At 41.9% G+C, this 18,983-nt stretch carries 19 protein-coding genes and 3 pseudogenes; 17 read left to right on the top strand and 5 right to left on the bottom strand.

The window, feature by feature from the left end; all coding sequences use genetic code 11:
• The first annotated feature begins 77 nt into the window (after positions 1-77).
• The 7 genes and pseudogenes from G9U52_RS33970 (at position 78) to G9U52_RS33940 (ending at position 6,451) form a co-directional block, all read left to right on the top strand.
• Complete coding sequence (locus G9U52_RS33970) at positions 78-347, top strand: hypothetical protein (protein WP_166156304.1); 270 nt, start codon at positions 78-80, stop codon at positions 345-347.
• A 1,039-nt stretch (positions 348-1,386) separates the two neighbouring features.
• Positions 1,387-2,901 (top strand): GGDEF domain-containing protein, encoded by a 1,515-nt coding sequence (locus G9U52_RS33965; RefSeq protein ID WP_243767720.1) that lies wholly within the window; start codon positions 1,387-1,389, stop codon positions 2,899-2,901.
• A 111-nt stretch (positions 2,902-3,012) separates the two neighbouring features.
• On the top strand, positions 3,013-4,548 hold the full coding sequence (locus tag G9U52_RS33960; protein WP_166156282.1) for an HD domain-containing phosphohydrolase: 1,536 nt from the start codon (positions 3,013-3,015) through the stop codon (positions 4,546-4,548).
• A 580-nt stretch (positions 4,549-5,128) separates the two neighbouring features.
• Positions 5,129-5,305: pseudogene (locus G9U52_RS41965) on the top strand (IS110 family transposase); the annotation flags it as partial.
• Positions 5,265-5,777: a sigma-70 family RNA polymerase sigma factor family protein gene (locus G9U52_RS33950; RefSeq protein ID WP_207953377.1), complete on the top strand. Its 513-nt coding sequence runs from the start codon at positions 5,265-5,267 to the stop codon at positions 5,775-5,777. The pseudogene G9U52_RS41965 and the gene G9U52_RS33950, both read left to right, overlap by 41 nt.
• A gap of 275 nt (positions 5,778-6,052) precedes the next feature.
• A complete protein-coding gene (locus tag G9U52_RS33945) occupies positions 6,053-6,241 on the top strand; it encodes a hypothetical protein (protein WP_166156277.1) in 189 nt (62 codons plus the stop codon).
• Between the two features lie 33 nt (positions 6,242-6,274).
• Complete coding sequence (locus G9U52_RS33940; protein WP_207953376.1) at positions 6,275-6,451, top strand: hypothetical protein; 177 nt, start codon at positions 6,275-6,277, stop codon at positions 6,449-6,451.
• Positions 6,452-6,477: 26 nt separating this feature from the next.
• Here the strand turns inward: G9U52_RS33940 and G9U52_RS33935 are convergent, their stop codons facing one another.
• Together G9U52_RS33935 and G9U52_RS33930 are read right to left on the bottom strand one after the other, a co-directional pair.
• Positions 6,478-6,996 carry a tyrosine-type recombinase/integrase gene (locus G9U52_RS33935; protein WP_166156274.1) on the bottom strand — a complete coding sequence of 173 codons (519 nt, stop codon included), beginning with the start codon at positions 6,994-6,996 and terminating at the stop codon, positions 6,478-6,480.
• A gap of 320 nt (positions 6,997-7,316) precedes the next feature.
• Positions 7,317-7,763 (bottom strand): MerR family transcriptional regulator, encoded by a 447-nt coding sequence (locus tag G9U52_RS33930; RefSeq protein WP_311764973.1) that lies wholly within the window; start codon positions 7,761-7,763, stop codon positions 7,317-7,319.
• Between the two features lie 226 nt (positions 7,764-7,989).
• Here G9U52_RS33930 and G9U52_RS33925 point away from each other — a divergent pair, with 226 nt between their 5' ends.
• The 9 genes and pseudogenes from G9U52_RS33925 (at position 7,990) to G9U52_RS33890 (ending at position 14,146) form a co-directional block, all read left to right on the top strand.
• Positions 7,990-8,970 carry an aldo/keto reductase gene (locus G9U52_RS33925; RefSeq protein WP_166156268.1) on the top strand — a complete coding sequence of 327 codons (981 nt, stop codon included), beginning with the start codon at positions 7,990-7,992 and terminating at the stop codon, positions 8,968-8,970.
• Between the two features lie 186 nt (positions 8,971-9,156).
• Complete coding sequence (locus G9U52_RS33920) at positions 9,157-9,474, top strand: MFS transporter (protein WP_166156265.1); 318 nt, start codon at positions 9,157-9,159, stop codon at positions 9,472-9,474.
• Positions 9,475-9,682: 208 nt separating this feature from the next.
• Positions 9,683-10,078 (top strand): (R)-mandelonitrile lyase, encoded by a 396-nt coding sequence (locus G9U52_RS33915; protein ID WP_166156262.1) that lies wholly within the window; start codon positions 9,683-9,685, stop codon positions 10,076-10,078.
• 78 nt (positions 10,079-10,156) lie between these two features.
• Positions 10,157-10,486, top strand: a complete 330-nt coding sequence (locus G9U52_RS33910) for a hypothetical protein (protein WP_166156259.1) — start codon at positions 10,157-10,159, stop codon at positions 10,484-10,486.
• Positions 10,487-10,622: 136 nt separating this feature from the next.
• Positions 10,623-11,605: pseudogene (locus G9U52_RS33905) on the top strand (aldo/keto reductase).
• Positions 11,606-11,694: 89 nt separating this feature from the next.
• Complete coding sequence (locus G9U52_RS41125; protein ID WP_279538790.1) at positions 11,695-11,826, top strand: hypothetical protein; 132 nt, start codon at positions 11,695-11,697, stop codon at positions 11,824-11,826.
• Between the two features lie 388 nt (positions 11,827-12,214).
• The gene (locus G9U52_RS33900; RefSeq protein ID WP_166156256.1) at positions 12,215-13,078 is read left to right on the top strand and encodes an aldo/keto reductase; all 864 of its coding nucleotides are present in this window, start codon (positions 12,215-12,217) and stop codon (positions 13,076-13,078) included.
• A gap of 60 nt (positions 13,079-13,138) precedes the next feature.
• Positions 13,139-13,603 (top strand): annotated as a pseudogene (locus G9U52_RS41960) (cupin domain-containing protein).
• 132 nt (positions 13,604-13,735) lie between these two features.
• Positions 13,736-14,146: a hypothetical protein gene (locus G9U52_RS33890; protein ID WP_166156253.1), complete on the top strand. Its 411-nt coding sequence runs from the start codon at positions 13,736-13,738 to the stop codon at positions 14,144-14,146.
• Positions 14,147-14,282: 136 nt separating this feature from the next.
• On the opposite strand, the gene G9U52_RS33885 is transcribed toward G9U52_RS33890, so the two are convergent.
• From G9U52_RS33885 to G9U52_RS33875, 3 genes are all read right to left on the bottom strand, one after another.
• Positions 14,283-14,894 carry an IS4 family transposase gene (locus G9U52_RS33885; RefSeq protein ID WP_207953375.1) on the bottom strand — a complete coding sequence of 204 codons (612 nt, stop codon included), beginning with the start codon at positions 14,892-14,894 and terminating at the stop codon, positions 14,283-14,285.
• 1,421 nt (positions 14,895-16,315) lie between these two features.
• Entirely contained in the window at positions 16,316-16,978 is a 663-nt protein-coding gene (locus G9U52_RS33880) for a hypothetical protein (RefSeq protein ID WP_166156247.1), read from the bottom strand.
• A gap of 18 nt (positions 16,979-16,996) precedes the next feature.
• Entirely contained in the window at positions 16,997-17,368 is a 372-nt protein-coding gene (locus tag G9U52_RS33875; protein WP_166156244.1) for a PadR family transcriptional regulator, read from the bottom strand.
• A gap of 707 nt (positions 17,369-18,075) precedes the next feature.
• Here G9U52_RS33875 and G9U52_RS33870 point away from each other — a divergent pair.
• Positions 18,076-18,798, top strand: a complete 723-nt coding sequence (locus G9U52_RS33870; protein ID WP_375790310.1) for an IS6 family transposase — start codon at positions 18,076-18,078, stop codon at positions 18,796-18,798.
• The last annotated feature ends 185 nt before the right edge of the window (positions 18,799-18,983 follow it).

Raw genomic sequence — 18,983 nt, 5'->3', positions numbered from 1 at the left:
CTGCTATGATTACGGGCAGGATAATTCAGCAAGAAGTAGAATAATATTAACAAATTATGGGGAAAGGAGCGGTCATTATGGACAATCATTTATATGAATTTATGCGTATTTCGATTTTTAGAATGTGTGAACATTACCTTCCTAAATTGAAAATAACCTTGGATGACTTGAATAAAGAGGTTCTTTGGAAACATGAGACTGAGAGGCTCAATTCGATTGGGGGAATTGTGTTGCATGTAACACAGCACATTCAAAGGCACGTTATTAGATACTCAAATTCCGATAAGGTTGAAGGTGGAATAGAAATCACTTCCCTGATGAAACTACTCTTTTTTCATCGGACTTAATTCAACTTATTACTATCCGTTTTAATACCTGGAGGGAAGTTATGACTGATTACTTAGAAGGGAACATGGAAGAAAAAAACCTCGACATGTATAATATTTATCATTTAGTTGAACACACAGGGTATCATTTAGGACAATAATCGATCGAGTTCCAAAGATTGACCAGCAGAAGTTTTCAGTTTGTTCAAAATGGAATCAATGAAAGAAGTTTAAAAGAGCTAATTTATAGAGACTAAACTGTTCCGCAAGTAAGTTTACAACCGCAATGCGACTAATCCTCGTGTTGTGGTTTTTCTTTGTTATGTTGTGTCCGCGGCGGCAATGAAAATTGACCCCACCCAGTGCCGAATGAATTACTATATCGAGTTTGAATAAAGTTAACCCTCGTCAGCCCCGTACCAAAATTCTACAATTCCAGTGTATGCACAGTTGCAGTTGAAGATTATACCCTAATTGATGGAACTTGCTTGACCTAAACAATAGCAAAATCATCAGATACCACCACATTGAAGCCCAATTTCCTTAGCTTCGCTTTATCGCTGTTTTCTGAAAATAAAATTTTTGCGAAATTGAAACAGATGTCCTATCTGATGCGAAATAGAAGGTGTACGCAACTTCTTGGCTTCTTCTCCCGACCAATCATAGTAGGGGCGGTCAATAGAAAAAATTGATTTTGTTCGCAACTTATCTAGGGATTGTAACGATGGATAGGGTGTAAAGAGAATCTGCTGACGAGCAGTTGACATAGTACAGGTAAGGCAACGTGAAGGCTAGCCACCTTGCCCTCTAATATAGTCCGAAATTCATTAAAAAATTTCGGTGGGGGGCTGCTGAAAAATTTCTTCATCTGTTTCAAATCTTTCACTGGCAAATTTACGTAATGAAAATGCAACCAATCCTCGCAAAATTGTGCTATTATTAGAGAAAATATTCCATTATTTTCAGAAATCCAACTGATGCTTAGATAAGGAACTTAGCGATGAATGATCTATTCATAGATTTCCTAACGATATTACTGCCAACCTACTTTTTCTTTTATATGGCTATCACATTATTCGATCGCAACAAGAATAGCAGTTTGAACCGGGTCGCTGCGCTCCTCATGCTGTCTTTTTTGTTTTATTTTCTTGGTGAGTATATCAAAACTTCTTTGCTTCCACAGTATCAGATGCAGATTGTGCTGTACGGGAGCGCTCCTATGCTGCTGCTCATGATTAGTTCTTTGGTCCATCTCTGTTTGCTCGTCGGAAGTCCCGTTACGCTTCCTATGCAGCGAATGATCAAATGGATATATGCGGCACCATTCACCACATTAATTATCATGCTTCTCTGCAAGGATCACACGGTATTGTTCAATTCCAATATCACCGATGGAAGAAGTCCGCTGGATCCGTTGTTTCTGCTTCTGACCCTCATGTATGTGGGCGGATATATTCTGCTTTCCGTCGTCATACTGGCAGTATCCTTGTATCGTACCCGGGAAGCTAAACGCAGAGGTCTGCTGGGATCACTGCTCTTGAGCTTGTTCGCATTATTTGCCTGGTTTGTTATCGTAACGATGCTGCTGGTGATGAAATTTATAACAAGCCGGGAATCGATGGTTCTTTATTTTATTGGTTATTTATTGTGGGCTGTCGCACTGCGCCATCTGATCGGCAAGCATGATTTTTTACCGGATTACCGTAAGCTGTTCCATATTTTGTTCGAATCTGCGCCGACCGCCATTCTGCTTTTGGATAAAAAGGGCGGGGTAAGAGAGATGAACCCACGGGCCAAGCAATTGTTTGTTGGTTATCCATCTCAAAGGATCTCAGAGGTTCTGATGGTTGACGAGACGATGAGTTTAAAGGACAGACTGGCTTTATTTATAGTGGAGCGTGGGAAAGAAGCCAGGTGGGAGATCAGCTTAACCCATTCGGATACAAGCCATCTTGATTTAATTGCAGGCCTTGACGTGCTTGAGGAGACGGGTGAGGAGCTGCTGGTGATGCATCTAACCGACATAACGTCGCTGAAGGAAGCGGAACGAAGATTAATGGAATCTGAGCAGAACTATAAGTACTTGGCCCATCACGATGCTCTTACCGGATTGTATAACAGGGCGGCGATTCAGGAGCAGCTCCACCGGATGATCCGGGCTCAAGAACCATTTGCCCTGGTTCTCATCGATCTGGATAATTTCAAGTTGATCAATGATACTTACGGTCATTTGGTCGGAGATCATTATCTGAAGCATATTGCCGCCTTAATGAAGGATCATACCATTCCTGGTGAGTTTGTAGGTCGTCTAGGTGGAGACGAGTTCATCCAAATCATCCCCGGCATAGACGATGCGGCCGACTTCAACCAAGAAGCTTACAACCGGATAACCTCGTTATTCAAGCATCCCTACGACCTTGAAGGGACGGCTTTGCCGGTTACTTTCAGTGCCGGAGTCAGCTTTTACCCGAAACATGCCGCTGATATTACCGATCTGCTGTGGAAAGCGGATGAAGCGATGTACACTGTGAAGCGCAGAGGGAAAAATGAAATCTCAGTCTATGCGGGCTACTAGAAATCCAGTTTCCTATCGATATGATAAATACAAAATGCTCACTCCCAGAATATGTGCGATTCCCCTCCCAATAAACTATATTTCGAAGCATCATGATGAAAGAGGATGAACATGACTGTATATAGAACCTTCCTTTCTAAGCTTGCACGCAACTATTTTCTTGGTTCATTCTTTACAACTCTGGGAGTTGGTGGCGTTTTAATTTATCTGGTGACCCCGCCAGACGATGTAGAAAGAAATGCTTTATTCACCATTTTTTTTATTAGTTTAGCGGGAATGGTCACTTTGAATCAACTTACCTTGTACCATCAATTGCGTCCCATTCGTATTTACTTCAAGCATTCGGAAGCAAACTATGAGATGCTTAAGGCAGCATATGTCCAGACACACCGTTTTGCCATACTCACCGCAAAACGCATCCTTGGTCCAAGTGTGTTAGGTTTCTTTTTAACTGCAGCTTGCACGATTTCTATAGCCCGTTATGGAGAGTGGTTGCATATCCCCTCTCGTTACTTGTTTTATTACTCCGTGGGAGCATTATTGATAACCGTAATACACGCAATGCTGCAGTTTTTTCTCGCCTCGGAAACGATACGGCCTCTGCTGATCTACCTTCGAAATGATTCAAATCACCGATTTGGCAAGGACATATCCTTAGACGGGAACGTTCTTCTTTCCCTTCGTGCAAAATTCTTGTGTTTTTCGCTAATTATCGGTATTTCGCCAATCCTTTTGTTTTCCTTGGTGGCCAGGCTCAGGTATGAAGAGAATGCTTCATCCGACAGCTTTTGGCAGTGGGCCGGCATTATTATTGGATTTGGAATTGTGCTTTCGGTTGTCTATGGTTGGCTTTTCTCTCGTAACATTCAGCGGCCCATTGATCAACTACAATATGTGATGAATGAATTGAATAAAAGCGAATTAGAAATCAAGGCTTCAGACATTTACTCCGATGAATTCTCCCGACTTGTCTCCGGATTTAATGGAATGGTGGAAGGGTTGCGCGAACGTGACAGCCAAAATAATCAGTTAGTAGAAAGTTATTACTCAACGCTTGCTGCAGCACTTGATGCAAGAGATCCCTATACTGCCGGTCATTCGGAGCGTGTTGCTCGTTATTCTATTCGGATTGGGCAATGGGCGGGCCTTTCTCCATTACAGTTGGAGATGCTTAAAAAAACGGCACTTCTACATGACATTGGGAAAATCGGCGTTCCAGATTCGGTCCTGCATAAGGAAGGTAAGCTTACGATTGAAGAGTTTAATCTGATAAAACTTCATCCAGTCCTTGGAGAATCGATACTTAGGAGAGTTCAGCCAGAACGCGCTATGGCACCTTTGCTTCCAGGTGTTCGGTCTCACCATGAACGTTATGACGGAGGGGGCTATCCTGACGGTTTGGAAGGAGAGGGCATTCCTCTTTTTGGCCGAATTATTGCTGTGGCAGATGCATTTGACGCTATGACTTCTGATCGCCCTTATCGGAAGGGAATGTCTTTTGAAGAAGCGCTTTTAATACTTAGACAAGGTAAGGGAAGTCAATGGGACCCCATGCTCGTACAGTTATTTATAGATAATGTCGAAACTGAAGCCCTCGAATGCGACCTATCCAACAAGACAATCTCTTATGGAAAAACAAAGAGATAGCCTATCTGTCAAGCAGAGAACAAAAGTGAGCGTCAAATAGCCCCCACCTAGCAGTCAGATGGCAGCGAGTGTATGATGGATGAAGATTAAGGGATGCGACAGGTATCCTGTAGTGAAGATGACCATGGCATATAGGGCTCCAGTGCCTTCGGATCTTGGAGATCCAAAAGCTGAGGCAACTGCTCAAAAAGGTACATGAGGTACCGGGATAAAGGTCTTGTCATTTATGACATCAAGTTCTTGTCAACCGACAAGAATGTCGGAAGTCAACATCATTATTACATTAAAAGTCGCTTAAATTACGGCTTTTTTTAGTTATGTAATAAGGTTCTTGTCATCGGTCGATGTCAAGAACCTTATTACATTTCCGATAAATGACAAGAACCTTATTACATTCCCGACGCAGTAACATAATAAATATTATGCAAACTTATGTTGTCGGTACTCGCTCAGCGAACGGGCAGCATTCCTGTAATGAGTAAGAATGACGTTTGAACAATAAAAGACCTCTTGGTATCATAAGAATTGTCCTAAGCTGGCCAGCAAAAAGGACGAATTCGAACACCAGGAGGTTGATAATATGAATTATAACCAAAATGACAAGATAGCTCAAATCACATCTCAAACGCTAATCATAGGCGTAGATATTGCTAAGTACAAGCACGTTGCACGTGCACAGGATTTTAGAGGGCATGAATTCAGGAAGGCTTACCATTTTGAAAATACGAATTCAGATTTCAATCACTTTCTCGGTTGGACATTATTCGTTTGAAGAGATTGCCGATATAGTCGGGAAAAGCAGTGCGAATTGCCGGCAAATTTTCCACCGCGCCAAAAAAAGCATCCATGTCGACCCGGACCAACAACCGTCGGTTTCCATTGCGGAGGATAAGATTAAAGAGTTTGTGAATTCGCTGTTGCAAGGAAATACGACGAAGCTTCTTGAACTGGTTAGTGAGAATGTTGTGCTCTACTCGGACGGCGGAGGCAAAGTAAGCGCGGCACAAGTGCCTGTTGTCGGGTTTGAGCAAGTGCTGAAGCTTCATCAAAATGTGATCAACATGCATGCGGGTAAATTTACGTACTCGTTCCTCATCGTGAATGGGCTCCCCGGAATCCGCATTCGTTTGGATGAAGGGATTCAATATGTTTATTCTTTTGCTTATCGAGATCATAAGATCGAAGCGATTTATACTGTCGCAAATCCGGAAAAGTTAAGACATCTATAGAATCACTACTTAAAAAGAGCTGTATAGTAAAATTCTACGAAAGGAGCTGCCGAGGCACTCCTTTCATTTTTTCGCCGGTAAACCTGTTAAGGAGAACCGTACCATATATTCAAACAAGTCACGGTTTTCATCGGTTCAACATCGCTTAGGGTTACTTTGAGCACAAATCAAGAGTAACCCCTCTCTCTTGTATGTTTAACGTATTAAAGGAAAAACAACTCAGAAAGGCCGTCCCGCGAAGAATGGCCAGATCGCTACGCTAACGGAGACGATAGTTGAATGAGGCAGACCCCCGCTGTGGTCTGTTTTTTATTAAAGTAACGGGCAGGTTAGTTCCAATATATGGTGCAATAAAACCGATCATATTCATTCTATTTAAGGGGCTTATTATGAAGGTTGTGAGGGCTACAAAGGATGACCTGAACGATGCAACTGCATCCTATCTTCAGGTAACGGTGGCGTAAACGCAGGAAGCAATGATAGATATCTCTGAGAGGATGAGTGAAATGACAGGGAACCTGTTTCGAGTGCTGTTCATTGTGGTGATGATCGCCGTTATCGTGGGTGTCGATATACTGTACTTAAGACATCACTTTGCGACCCGGTTAATCGTCAACATCGGAATAGTTGCGGTGTTTGTCACCGTCTATTTCATCTTTTTCAAGAAATCGTAAGCAAAGTACGACAGATTCTTAAGTCGTTAAAGGGTACTATTGGAGGCAGCTGAGATGGAAGGGGCCGAATGGTTGGAAATCTCCTGCAGCTTGGCCACGTCCTGATGCCGCTTGTAATAGTGGTAGCCAAAGGTTTTGCGCATCGTGTGTGTCCCGATATCGGTCCGATCGATCATGGCACCGGCTTTGATAAGCGTCCTGTAGGCTTGTGTTGCAGATATAGGGCCGTCCCCTTTGCGGGAAGGGAATAACCAACCGTCCCGATCCATGCCCTTTGTATAGGCCTCTACATCGGTTTGAATGGGTTTGAGAAAGACCCGGCGGCGCTTGCCGCTTTTTTCCCCCGAGAGCAGCAGGTGATCCTTCCCCTGGACGTCCTTCACGCGCAGGGCCACGATATCCGATACACGCAGCCCGGTATTGATCCCCAGCAGAAACAGGAAATAATCCCGTTCGCTGCACCACCGGCGCAGCGATTGCTTCATATCCTCGATGTCCTGGAGCGAGCGCAGCAGCTGCACATCGTAGGTTGTTTTTTTAGTCATGTTTCCGGTTCCTCCATGATGAAAGCATACGTTAAATGTATGATTATCTTATGAATGGAATATTTTACCTGATAAAGGCAGGAAAATCAAGGGTTTTAATGTACGAAAATACCCATTTTCGTACATTGGATCCGACATAAAAAAGATCCCCTACTGGAGACCACTGCAAAAGTCGATTTTTTCAGATCAAGAAAATAGTCAAAGAAAAACGAGCCTCTAGAATCACTTCTAAGGCTCGTTTCATGTATTGGGAGAAAAATCTGTTGTATTGAATAAATTGATCACTGTGATGCTGTGAAAAATGGAATACTTATCATATATCATAGATCAATTTTTCCTTTAAGCTCGCGTATTTCATCCGGCCTGTCTTCCGGTTTCATGTTTTTAGGAACAGAAGTTGTTCCAGCAGCAACTGCGGTATCATAAAACCAACACTTATATTTGATCGTATTCAATGTTTTCTGCAGCGATTCAATCTGTTCCTCGACAAGCTTTTTTCTTTCATAGAACATATCGCGGCGCAGTTGGAGAGTCGAATCCCCCTCCATATACCAGTCGACAAACTGCTTGATCTCTTTAATTGACATACCTGCGGCTTTCAAACATTCAATCAGCCGAATCCACCCAAAATCCTTTTCCTTAAATATTCGTACACCACCCGCACTGCGTTCCACAAAGGGAATCAACCCTTCTCTGTCGTAGTACCGTAAAGTATACGAGGTTAATTGCATTTTCACCGCCGCTTCACTAATCGTATAGAGCATAATCCCACTCCTATAAGTTTTTTTATAAAAACTATTGACTTACAGTTAACTGTAAGTTGTAAGCTGAGACTATCAATACTTCCCGATTTTGTCAAGATGGGAAAAAGGAAGGAAATAAGAACGGCTTGAAACAAATAGGAGGTGATGAAATACTCTAGCTGGCAGAAAAAAGATAACCACAAAGGTCACAAGAACTGGAAAAATGATTGAAATATAAGGAGAGATTGATATGAAGACACGATTTTTGGGAAATGGATTGAAAACATCTGAAATTGGCATTGGTTGTATGGGATTAAACCATCATCGCGGACCAGCAAAGGATAGAAACGAAATGATCTCGGTTATCCATGCTGCCGTTGATTTGGGGGTCACTATGCTTGACAGTGCGGAGGTTTATGGGCCGTATACAAATGAGGAATTGGTGGGCGATGCTTTGGTCGGTCGAAGAGAGAAGGTTCAGCTTGCGACAAAAGGCGGGCACAAGATCGGTGATCCTCAAGGCGGGCTTGACAGCAGACCTGAATCTATTCGCAAAGCCATAGAGGGGTCTTTACGCCGGCTTAAAACCGACTATATTGACCTATATTACATCCACCGTGTTGACCCCAAGGTCCCGATTGAAGACGTAGCGCTAGCGATGCAACAATTCAAGAAAGAAGGAAAAATAAGACACTGGGGACTTTCAGAAGCCGGAGCAGAAACTATCCGCAGTGCTCATGCAGTTGAACCATTGACTGCGGTCCAAAACGAATATTCTATGTGGTGGCGAACTGTAGAGACCACCCTTTTTCCAACGCTGGAAGAACTGGGAATCGGAATGGTTGCTTATAGTCCCCTTGGGCGTGGATATCTAACCGGTAAATTCGACAAGAATATGTCTTTCAGCATAAACGATAACCGAGCAGAGCTGCCAAGATTTACGAAGGAAGCTATGGAAGCAAATCAAGTGGTCATTGATTTCATAGAACAATTAGCAATGGAAAAGCAGGCAACTCCGGCTCAGATTGCATTAGCATGGGTATTAGCACAGAAACCCTGGATTGTGCCAATCCCAGGAACGACAAGGATCGAGAGGATTCAGGAAAACAATGCTTCAGCGGAAATCATTTTCACCGAAAGTGAGCTCAAACAAATAAATAATGTTTTAAGCAAAATGAAAATAGTTGGTGACCGCTACCCCACTTCTCAGCAAAACAAGATCGGAATATAGTGAATCTTGCCTCTTTCGCTAAAAAACTGCTGGTACAATATCATCATTATGTCTGGAGGGATCAAAGATAAACAAATCAACTTTACACCTGATGGAAGAGAGTCAATATGCAAACTTATATCTTGGGGTCCCTCCAACAAAACGCGGTTATCTTAACTACATTTATGAAAATTCAGATCCCATGCGATGTCGTACATTGTTTACACGCCGCAAATGTTTTCGATCCTGTTTGCCATGAATGGGATTGCTATTATGATGGGAACACAAATTGTCAAACGAGTCGCTGGTCGGCTGACGGAACTCAGTATATTTCGTATTGGATTATCGCTATCCTTTATTTCTACTTCCGCTATCCTGATCTCAGTTCTCTCTATGGGGTCATTATCGGCGATATTTGTTTCAACCTTCTTATTTGCTGTATCAATTGGGATCATTGGACCGGTTTCTTTTACCTTAGCAATGGAATCGCATGGACAAATTGCGGGGAGTGCTCTGCCGTTCTAGGCACCTTACAATTCGCACAAGGCGCAGTTACTTCCCCGCTTGTGGGAATCGCAGGCGAGAATTCACCATCCCTTTCGGAATCATTATATTTACAACCAGTTTACTGGCTATCGTTTCCTATATCGTCCTTATTAGGAAGGCGGAGACTTTAGGCGATGTAAACAACAACACGGAAAAAATACGCAACCCTAATGGAGGAATATAGAAAATGGAAATCAGAAGAATCGGATCCCAACCTTCGAGGAAAGGACCGTTTGAATATTTCACCGGCACGGTTCGCATCGATCCACTGTTTGAAGCAGCCGATCCTGCACGCGTAGCTGGAGCCAGCGTTACGTTCGAGCCAGGCGCACGGACAGCATGGCATACGCATCCACTAGGTCAAACGCTGATCGTAACGGCAGGCAAAGGACGGGTTCAACGTTGGGGAGGTCAGATCGAGGAAATTAGTCCCGGTGACGTGGTTTGGTTCCCACCGGGGGAGAAACATTGGCATGGAGCTTCGCCAACCACAGCTATGTCGCATATAGCCATTCATGAACGTCTTGATGGCAAGGTCGTTGATTGGATGGAAAAAGTCAGTGATGATCAATACCAGTCCTAAGACACGCGAGTGTGCATAAATACCCGTTAATCGTTAAGACTTGCAATGGTTATTCAGATGTAGCATTGGAGTGAGAGTATGGAGATGACTTTAGCCATTCTAAACAAAAACGTAAACCCCCAAATATCAGATGAAATTAAATGTTTATTGAAAGAGATTTATAATATTTCAGAAGGCGAAGCAAGTTTTATCATTAATAACAGTGGTGAAATAGTAGAAAGTTTATTAATCGACTATACTCCATATGTATACTCTATCCAAGAAATTACAAATGATATTAGAAACACACTAGACAAACACCTGAAACAAGTGAATGAGGAAGAACAAACTTTATTAAAAATGATGAACGAAGCTGCTGTATGGTACGTGTTTGACCGAATAAGGCAGTTTTACAAGAACGCAATTTAGGCTGGTTAATGTGAAATTGTTTATTGGGAAATTTAAAGAATAATTTTTGAATGAGAAGTTTTATGTTTTGAGCTCAATATTTTCACACAAGCTTGAAGGCTTGATTTACAAATACGATTAAAGAAAGGGAAGGGTTATGGAGAAAAGAATATTGGGAAACAATGGATTGGAAACCTCAGTGCTTGGATTGGATGTATGGGGCTAAACTATCATCGGGGTCCGGCAAAAGACCGTAATGAAATGATTCGGGTAGTGCACTCCGCTATTGATGCTGGCATTACCATGTATGATACAGCAGAAGTTTATGGGCCTTACACAAATGAAGAGCTTGTTGGTGAGGCGCTTGCAGGTCATCGAAGTATGGTACAGATTGCGTCAAAAGGCGGCTTTAAGATCAATGGTTTAACAAATGAGCTTGACAGCCGACCAGAGTCCATAATCCGTTCGGTTGAAGGGTCTTTAAAAAGATTGCGAACGGATTATATCGATTTATACTATATCCATCGTGTAGACCCAAAGGTTCCAATTGAAGAAGTTGCGTTGACTATGCAACAGCTAAAAAAAGATGGAAAAATAATCCATTGGGGGTTGTCAGAGGCAAGTGCTGAAACCATCCGCCGTGCGCACTGCGTTGAACCACTGGCGGCAGTGGAGAGTGAGTATTCGATTTGGTGGCGAGAAGTAGAGAATAACATTTTCCCTGTACTCGAAGAATTGGGGATTGGCTTTGTTGCCTATAGCCCTCTGGGACGTGGATTTCTCACCGGGAAATTAGACAAGAATACATCCTTCACCGAGAATGACAACCGAGGGGAGCTTCCTCGGTTTACTAAGGATTCAATGGAAGCAAATCAGGTAATCATTGATTTTTTGAATAAATTGGCTAAGTGGAAAAATGTAACCCCTGCACAAATAGCACTTGCATGGATACTTTCCCAGAAGTCCTTTGTTGTTCCAATTCCTGGGACAACAAACATCAGCAGAATCTCAGAAAATGTTGCATCAACTGATATCGTTTTTACTGAGCAGGAGATGATGGAGGTCAATGAAGAAATCGCCAAGATCCTAATTGTTGGTGACCGTTATCCTGAAGCAGAGAAGAAGAGGACCGGCAAATAAGCAATGAAGTTCCGAATTCTGCCGACCGATCAAATCAAAAACAAAAAGTTTCATTAAAGAAAAGGTGAAAGAATAGGTGGTTAATTGGAATGAAAGCAAATTTCATTTACGCTACTGGTGATGTTAGCGTAGAAGAAGTAACCGTTCCGAAATTGCAATATAACAATGCAAAGGAGATTAAAACATGTTTAACGAAACTTACAGATTATCAAATGGCGTAGAAATTCCATATTGATACTGCTCAGGCTTATATGTTGGATTTAGTGCATCTCTTATTGCCGGTGTACCCATAGGTCGTTTTGTGGCTGCAGCATTCGGCTGGAAGGTCATCTTTGTGGGTATCGGTATTCTTAGCTTACTTGCGATCACTGTGGCTCAAATGATTCCGCCCACAGAAGGTGATTGCTCCTGTTCCCCTTAACAATCAACTGGCTCTTACAAGATCAGCATAATTCCGGAGGCTTCTGGAGCGAGAGCGACCAGGTTAAACTGCAGACCCGGCCCGGATTTCCGGGTTCTTCAAGCATCTCTGTTTAATGAGAAATGGGAAAACCAAGTATATAGGTCAAGGTACTACAAAAAATATAACAATGCAAAGGAGACAAAAACATGTTTAACGAAACTTACCAGTTATCAAATGGTGTAAAAATTCCCAAATTAGGTCTTGGTACCTGGCTGTTTGACGATGAACAGGCAGCACAGGCATTACGTGATGCGGTATCTATCGGATATCGCCATATAGATACTGCTCAGGCTTATAGGAATGAAGCTGGTGTAGGCGAAGGAATCCGTTCCTGTGGTGTCGCAAGAGAAGAACTTTTCATTACGACAAAGGTTGCTGCAGAAGCAAAGAACTATGATGCAGTTACGCAGTCCATTGATGAGTCTTTAGCAAAAATGGGACTGGATTACATTGACCTTCTGATTATCCACAGCCCACAGCCTTGGAAGGAGTTCCGTGAGGAGAACCGTTACTTCGAGGAAAACAAAGAAGTATGGAAAGCAATGGAGGATGCTTATAAGACAGGCAAAGTAAAGGCAATCGGTCTTTCTAACTTCCTTCAAGATGATGTAGAGAATATTCTTGCAAGTTGTGAGATCAAGCCTATGGCAAATCAGATATTGGCACATGTAAGCAGTACTCCTTTGGAACTAATTGAATTTTGCCAGAAGAATGACATCATGGTAGAGGCATATTCACCAATTGCACACGGTGCAATCCTTGATCATGCAGAGGTTAAGGTAATAGCTGATAAGTATGGAGTATCTGTTGCTCAGCTTTGCCTGCGTTATGATATCCAGCTTGGTCTTGTAGTCATTCCTAAGACCGCAAATCCAGATCACATGAGAATCAATGCAGAGCTTGATATTGTTATCAGCGATGCAGATATGAAGACTTTGAAAAATGTAGAGCACATCCAGAATTATGGTGAGCATAGCTTCTTCCCGGTATTTGGCGGGAAATTAAAGTGAACAGGTAATGAATGGGGACTTTTTATTGCAATTGATCAGCAAGAAGATACAATATTAATAATATTTTTTGGAGGAACCAAAAAGGCAAAACATGAAGAAGTAAAAACGGCGTTATTTTCCCAGTGGGTGAAAAAAATGAAGCATACGCACAATATTTTGTGGGACAAAGTTTTCTTAAAAAAATTAATTGCTGATCCTAAAGTGAGCGTAGGTGTTGTACTTTTGAACCAGGATGCAGAAATAACTGGCATATTCATCGTGATGGATTTCAGCTTTTATTAGTAATGGTGGCGAAGGTTGGTACCAAGAAGAAGGAAAACCTCTTATTGTTACCCATGATGGTGTTAAAACTGGCATAGTGCTACAAAAGACAGCTGGTTTGAACAGATTGCAATCCCTGCAGGCAAGCCACGATGGCATACTTCACCAAAAAATACGAGGAAATTCATGATCGTTACGGATGCCAAGCATGGATTTGCGGCAGGATTACCATGGAGAAACACTTCACTCTTGGAAAAAAATTAAATTTATATCAAGACAGCACTCACTAACGTATCTGCATTTGCTTCTCCGGCACCAGTTCAAAAGTATACTGAGGGTTTAAATCATCAAAACGTCTCTGATTTCGCCAAATTAAGCATCACAGATAGCCAAGTTGTGGAGCAAACAGTCAAAGATTTTTTTGATAGTTTGAATCAAAAAGATTCTGTAAAGTATTTAAATAATGTGGCACATTCTGAGGAAGACAGCACAAAATATGTAGCTTCTAACTTAAATGAGGAGAAAATTGAATTTGAAATCATTAAATCTCAGAAAATCGATGATTTAAAATATGAAGTTCAAGTAAAGAAGACTCAAAATGGTAAAGAATATCCTGTAATTCCTTATGATGTGGTATTGGAGGGAGCAAAATGGAAAGTAGATCCTACCAATATTTTTGTTACACCAAAAGTGATACTGGAGAAAGAGCTAGGTATTTCTTCATTGCCTTTACAAGCGACCTACGCACAAAATATTGTGGGAGAAAATGAGCAGTTTATTGTAAAGAAAATCACTAGCGTTGCATAAAACTCATCCGCATTAGTAGTCGAAATATTCTGAACAATGATTTGACTGCGTATACCAAAAAGTTGATCTCCTCTGAGAGGTAACCTGTCCATTTGGTAGTTTATGTAATATATATAAGATCAAGGGAGATGGAAAATTAGCTTCGTTTGCTTCGTCTTCCTGCCGATGAGCGAAGGGGCTTGTAATGTATGCGTGTTACCCATTCCTGTTCGGATTTCCAGAGCAACACTTTAAGCCAACGACATAGATCCAACAGGCTATGTTTCGTACCCGTCTCTATCTTCATTAATACGAGCAGACAAAAGGCAATCAGTGCCATCCATACTTGGTTCATTACCGCCCGTTCGCTCGTTCCGTAAAAGTTCCTGATCCGAACATGCTGCTTCATCCACTTAAAAAAAGTCTCTATCGCCCATCGTTCGCGGTAAATCTGCCCGATTTCATCCGCACTCAGATCGAATCGGTTCGTTAGAATAGCGACGGGATTCCCTTCGGAGTCTACGCTGTGGATCAGGCGCAATACGTTCTCCATTCGCTTCTGTGGCGTTCCTATGACGACCATTTCGTCCGTGAGTACACCGCTATCTGCGGGTAGCATGAAGGTTTCAATCGGGCGGATCACTGCGTTTTTCTTCGTTCGAGTGACAAAGAAAATGCCGCGGTCACAGTAGTCATCGAATCTGGCATAATCGAGGTAACCACGGTCGAACACATACGTGAGGCCGACTTCATCGACCAAGGCATCCAACTGGCTCCGATCATAAAGGGCTGGTTCGTATTACCAAACGAGGGCGCTCCGGTCTTCGAAAGTTCTTATACTTAGCCGTATTGCACTTAGTTGTAAATAATGAGGAATTTCGATCGCTTCACCACCACTACACTCGAACTAAAAAGATGAAAAAGATACATTCTATCATTAAACTATGTGGGAAATTAGCACGAGTTCTGGTAGGCATTGTTCGTCAAGAACAAACTTACATTCCTGAGAAAGTTATTACTGCTACTACTGCAGCTTGAGTAAAATAGCTTAATAAAAGACGTAAGTTGGCTTGTTCGCAGGATTTCGGACAAAGAAAGCACCCGAGTACTGAATTCTCATTCCTTAAGGGCACAGACCCGTGAACGAAGCAGATCAGCCTCCATCTCTTGGACAGGTATAACGATGGAATGACAGGGTATTATGACCCGTTGAGTCATGGGAGGGAGAGCCACCGAGAGTAGCATGGAGCAGTGTGCAGGATATGGAACGATATGGGAAAAGATGACGATCCCTCTGTTTCCGCATGCCCTCATGTTTCTAGGGGACTCCCATCACTATCTGATTCATTCGTTCACCACTACTATGAGATGTGAAATCCTGCGAACAAGCGAGCATACGTAAGAAAATCTCATCATTCTGAGGGAGGAATGAGAGGGCATAGACCCGTTGAGGCATGGGAGTGAAAGCCTCTAGGGGTAATGTGGAGAATGCGTGCATTAGAATGGGAATATATGGGACAATTCTACGCTCCCTCTATTCCCGTATGCCTTCATATTACCGAAGTCTATGACAGTGCCCCTCATTTTGTCTTTAACTCCTTACCCACTGGGTGAAATTCTGCAATAAGCGAGCATTCATGAGAACACTGAATCGTACCGAGGGAGTTGAAACTGAGTGCTTGCGAAAACTGGCTTCTCTTGTAGAGTAAAGGAACCGGCTTTTTCATGCAGCGAAGCTTAGCTCGTACGATTTTCCCCGTTTCGTGATGTGTTTATTGGTGGTTGGGAATCAGATCCATTACCGCAACCGCTATAAACACTTCAATGAGTGCAATAGCCTAGATCAGCTATTCAAAACTAATTTGGTGGCCAAAATATCATCGCTGAAGACACAGTGTTTGAGGCTTGTTAACGCGGGTATCAGCTCTTTATCCAGGAGGATCTATTAGAGGGCTTCCCGAACCGCCCCGTGAGCATGAATCCGTATGTGTATGTGGAGAATAACCTCCTACCAGAAAGTTCTGGTGACCTCATAATACGCAAGGGCAGGATAATTCAATTCAATACCAATTTATAGTGATGACTTTCAACGATCATAACAGGTGTTCTAGAGAGCATGTAGCGTAACAATTCAGCTTCATTGCTCACTTTTCATTCCGTAACCTTCCATGTAAATCCACCTCTCCATATTTATTCAGGTTTCCATGTAGGTTCAAATATTTTCCTCACTTTATCAGGAAGAAGCCGTTTGTAATGGTTGGGTATGTGAGGATAGCAATAAGTTAATTTATTACGGTTAAGATTTGTGATTTGTCCTAGGGCATCCCATTCCTCATTGGATAGTTCTTGTTTGCAGTTTATACAGTGGTGGATTTCCCTTAACGACGGCTGAAGATTATTTTGACCAGGCTTTTTTAAGCCAGACTCAACATTTAAAAGATGCTTCAGAGCCGGGTTATTGCCCCAGTCATTTTTTCGATGGGGTGCCAGATCACGCCAACCCATTTGCCACTTATCGACGGCATGAATAAAGGCACGATTCACTGCCAGATCTAAGGCTGGAGCTAGCTGATCTTCTAATAATGCTTTTCCAGCCTCAAGCTTTTGCAATCCATAACCATCCCGAAAATAAGCACCGATTTGTACCCGAACCACGGCCTTTACATAATGTCCTGAGAGATTAATGTCGGTTTCCCGCAGCTCCAGACTCCAGCGGCTGCTGGTAGCTTGCTCGATTCGGTCAGTGTACACCTGATTAGGAATGTAAGCCATACCCCCATTTTGAAATTGTACTGTACCTGCAGGAAAAGCCATTTTAAGGTCACTAACAATCTTCTCATAATCCAAATCCATGAACCGTTACCTCTCTTTCTAATGGCCATCAAATTCATGTATGTAGGAATCGAATTGACGATAAACCTTTTGTGCCAATTCCACACGTTCAGGAAGCTCAAGCTTCAGCTGTAGAAAATAAGTAACACCACTGCCTGTAATCGAATAGAAACGATTAAAACGCTTATCGCCATCCCACCAGCGATCCACATGACCTTTATCAAATAGGAACTGCAGCCGCGTTGTTAAATACGCATTATTAACGCCGGTACCGTCAAGCTTACGAAGAATAAATTGCTCCATTTGGTTGTTATACTGTTTACCTTGTTGCTGAAGCACGCCTAACACCATAAAATCAATGACTTGTTGAACTTTAACGACACTACCTAATGTTTCATGTTTTTGTTCCATATTAGTATTCCTCAAATTGATCAACTCCTTAAAAAATCGTCCATGCGTATGCTACTCAAAAGCTTACAGCCTCGCTATCGATCATTATACCATATTTACTTGCAAACAAAATACTTGTTGCCATCTCTTTAATCTTTACTGGGAACAAAATACGATGTGATTTATCTTTATTTAGACCCTTCCGACATGTTTGGAACTTTAATATATATCTAGAATGTACATAGAAAGCTAATTCCGAATTTGTAACTATATACATGTCCATTTTTTGCTACGTAACAATCCAGTAACAGCATATAATTCTTCTACTAGATCCGTACATAGTTACAATACGGTGGGTTGGGGGGCGGGCAGGGCGCTACGCGCAAAGACGGTCGGAAAGGTAAGTTCAACATTAAAAGATACCGAGCTAAACGTTTTATAGAACTACATACATCGAAAAACTGTAAAGAAAATACGAGACTGAGAGCAGTACTGACTTGAAATGAGCATCCAACCTACCTATCAATAAAATGGGGATAGATATACAAAACCAAAGTTGAAGGCCAGCAAGCAGTCTGATACGAAGTACCCTACCCAGGAGTTTGAACCGAATGTAAACAAGTATTTTGTTACCATGTATTTAAAGATTCTATAAGTTGCCTATCATTTGAACGGTTGTGGTGCAAAGCTCTAATTCATGATAACGTAACTGATAATGAAGTCATGGGATGGAGCAACTTATTTTGGAAACGAAAATGGATCTATTTAAATGGAAGCAATATGAATCGGCGATCATTTTACTAACGGTGAGGTGGTATTTGAAATATAGTTTAAGCTATCGAGATATAGTCGAAATGATGGGCGAGCGAGGATTAAAGATTTCACATACGACGATCATGAGATGGGTCCATGAATTTGGACCCGAAATCGACAAACGAATCCGTACCTTTTTGAAACCTACAAATGATTCTTGGAGGACTGACGAAACCTACATAAAAGTAAAAGGACAGTGGAAGTATTTATATCGGGCCGTTGATTCTATGGGGAAAACCATTGATTTCATGTTATCTGAAAACCGGGATATACCGGCGGCTAAGCGTTTCTTTACAAAAGCTTTGTCCTCTCCACACAATCAAATCCCACGTGTCATCACCTTGGATAAAAATCCAGCCTATCCACCAGCCATACAAGAATTAATTAAGGGTAAATTATTACCAAAAGAAACTTTGATTAGACAGACAAAATATCTAAACAACATTGTGGAGCAAGATCACCGATTCGTTAAGAAAATCACAAAACCGATGCTCGGTTTCAAATCATTTCTAACTGCAGAACAGACATTAAAGGGAGTCGAGGCTATGCATATGATTAGGAAAGGACAGGCCGAATATAATTCGTCTGTCCTCTCTGCAGTTGAATGGCTTAATGAAATATTTGGGATCTCGGCATAGTTAATTACAATTTATTAGGAAATCGCTATCTTTTTTAATTCTTGCACCACAACCTTTTTAAGAGTGTAAATCCTCCGACTGATATTCTTATGTTCGTTGAATAATTAAAGCAGAGAATTCGGGCTTCAGTTTATTGTTGTAATTAAGTTGGAGGAACAAATTTAGTAATCGTTCTTGAGGATATT

The sequence above is a fragment of the Paenibacillus agricola genome (genome assembly GCF_011440305.1).
In the GTDB taxonomy this organism is placed as follows: Bacteria; Bacillota; Bacilli; order Paenibacillales; family NBRC-103111; genus Paenibacillus_S; species Paenibacillus_S agricola.
This window is presented reverse-complemented; position numbering and strand designations above follow the sequence as displayed.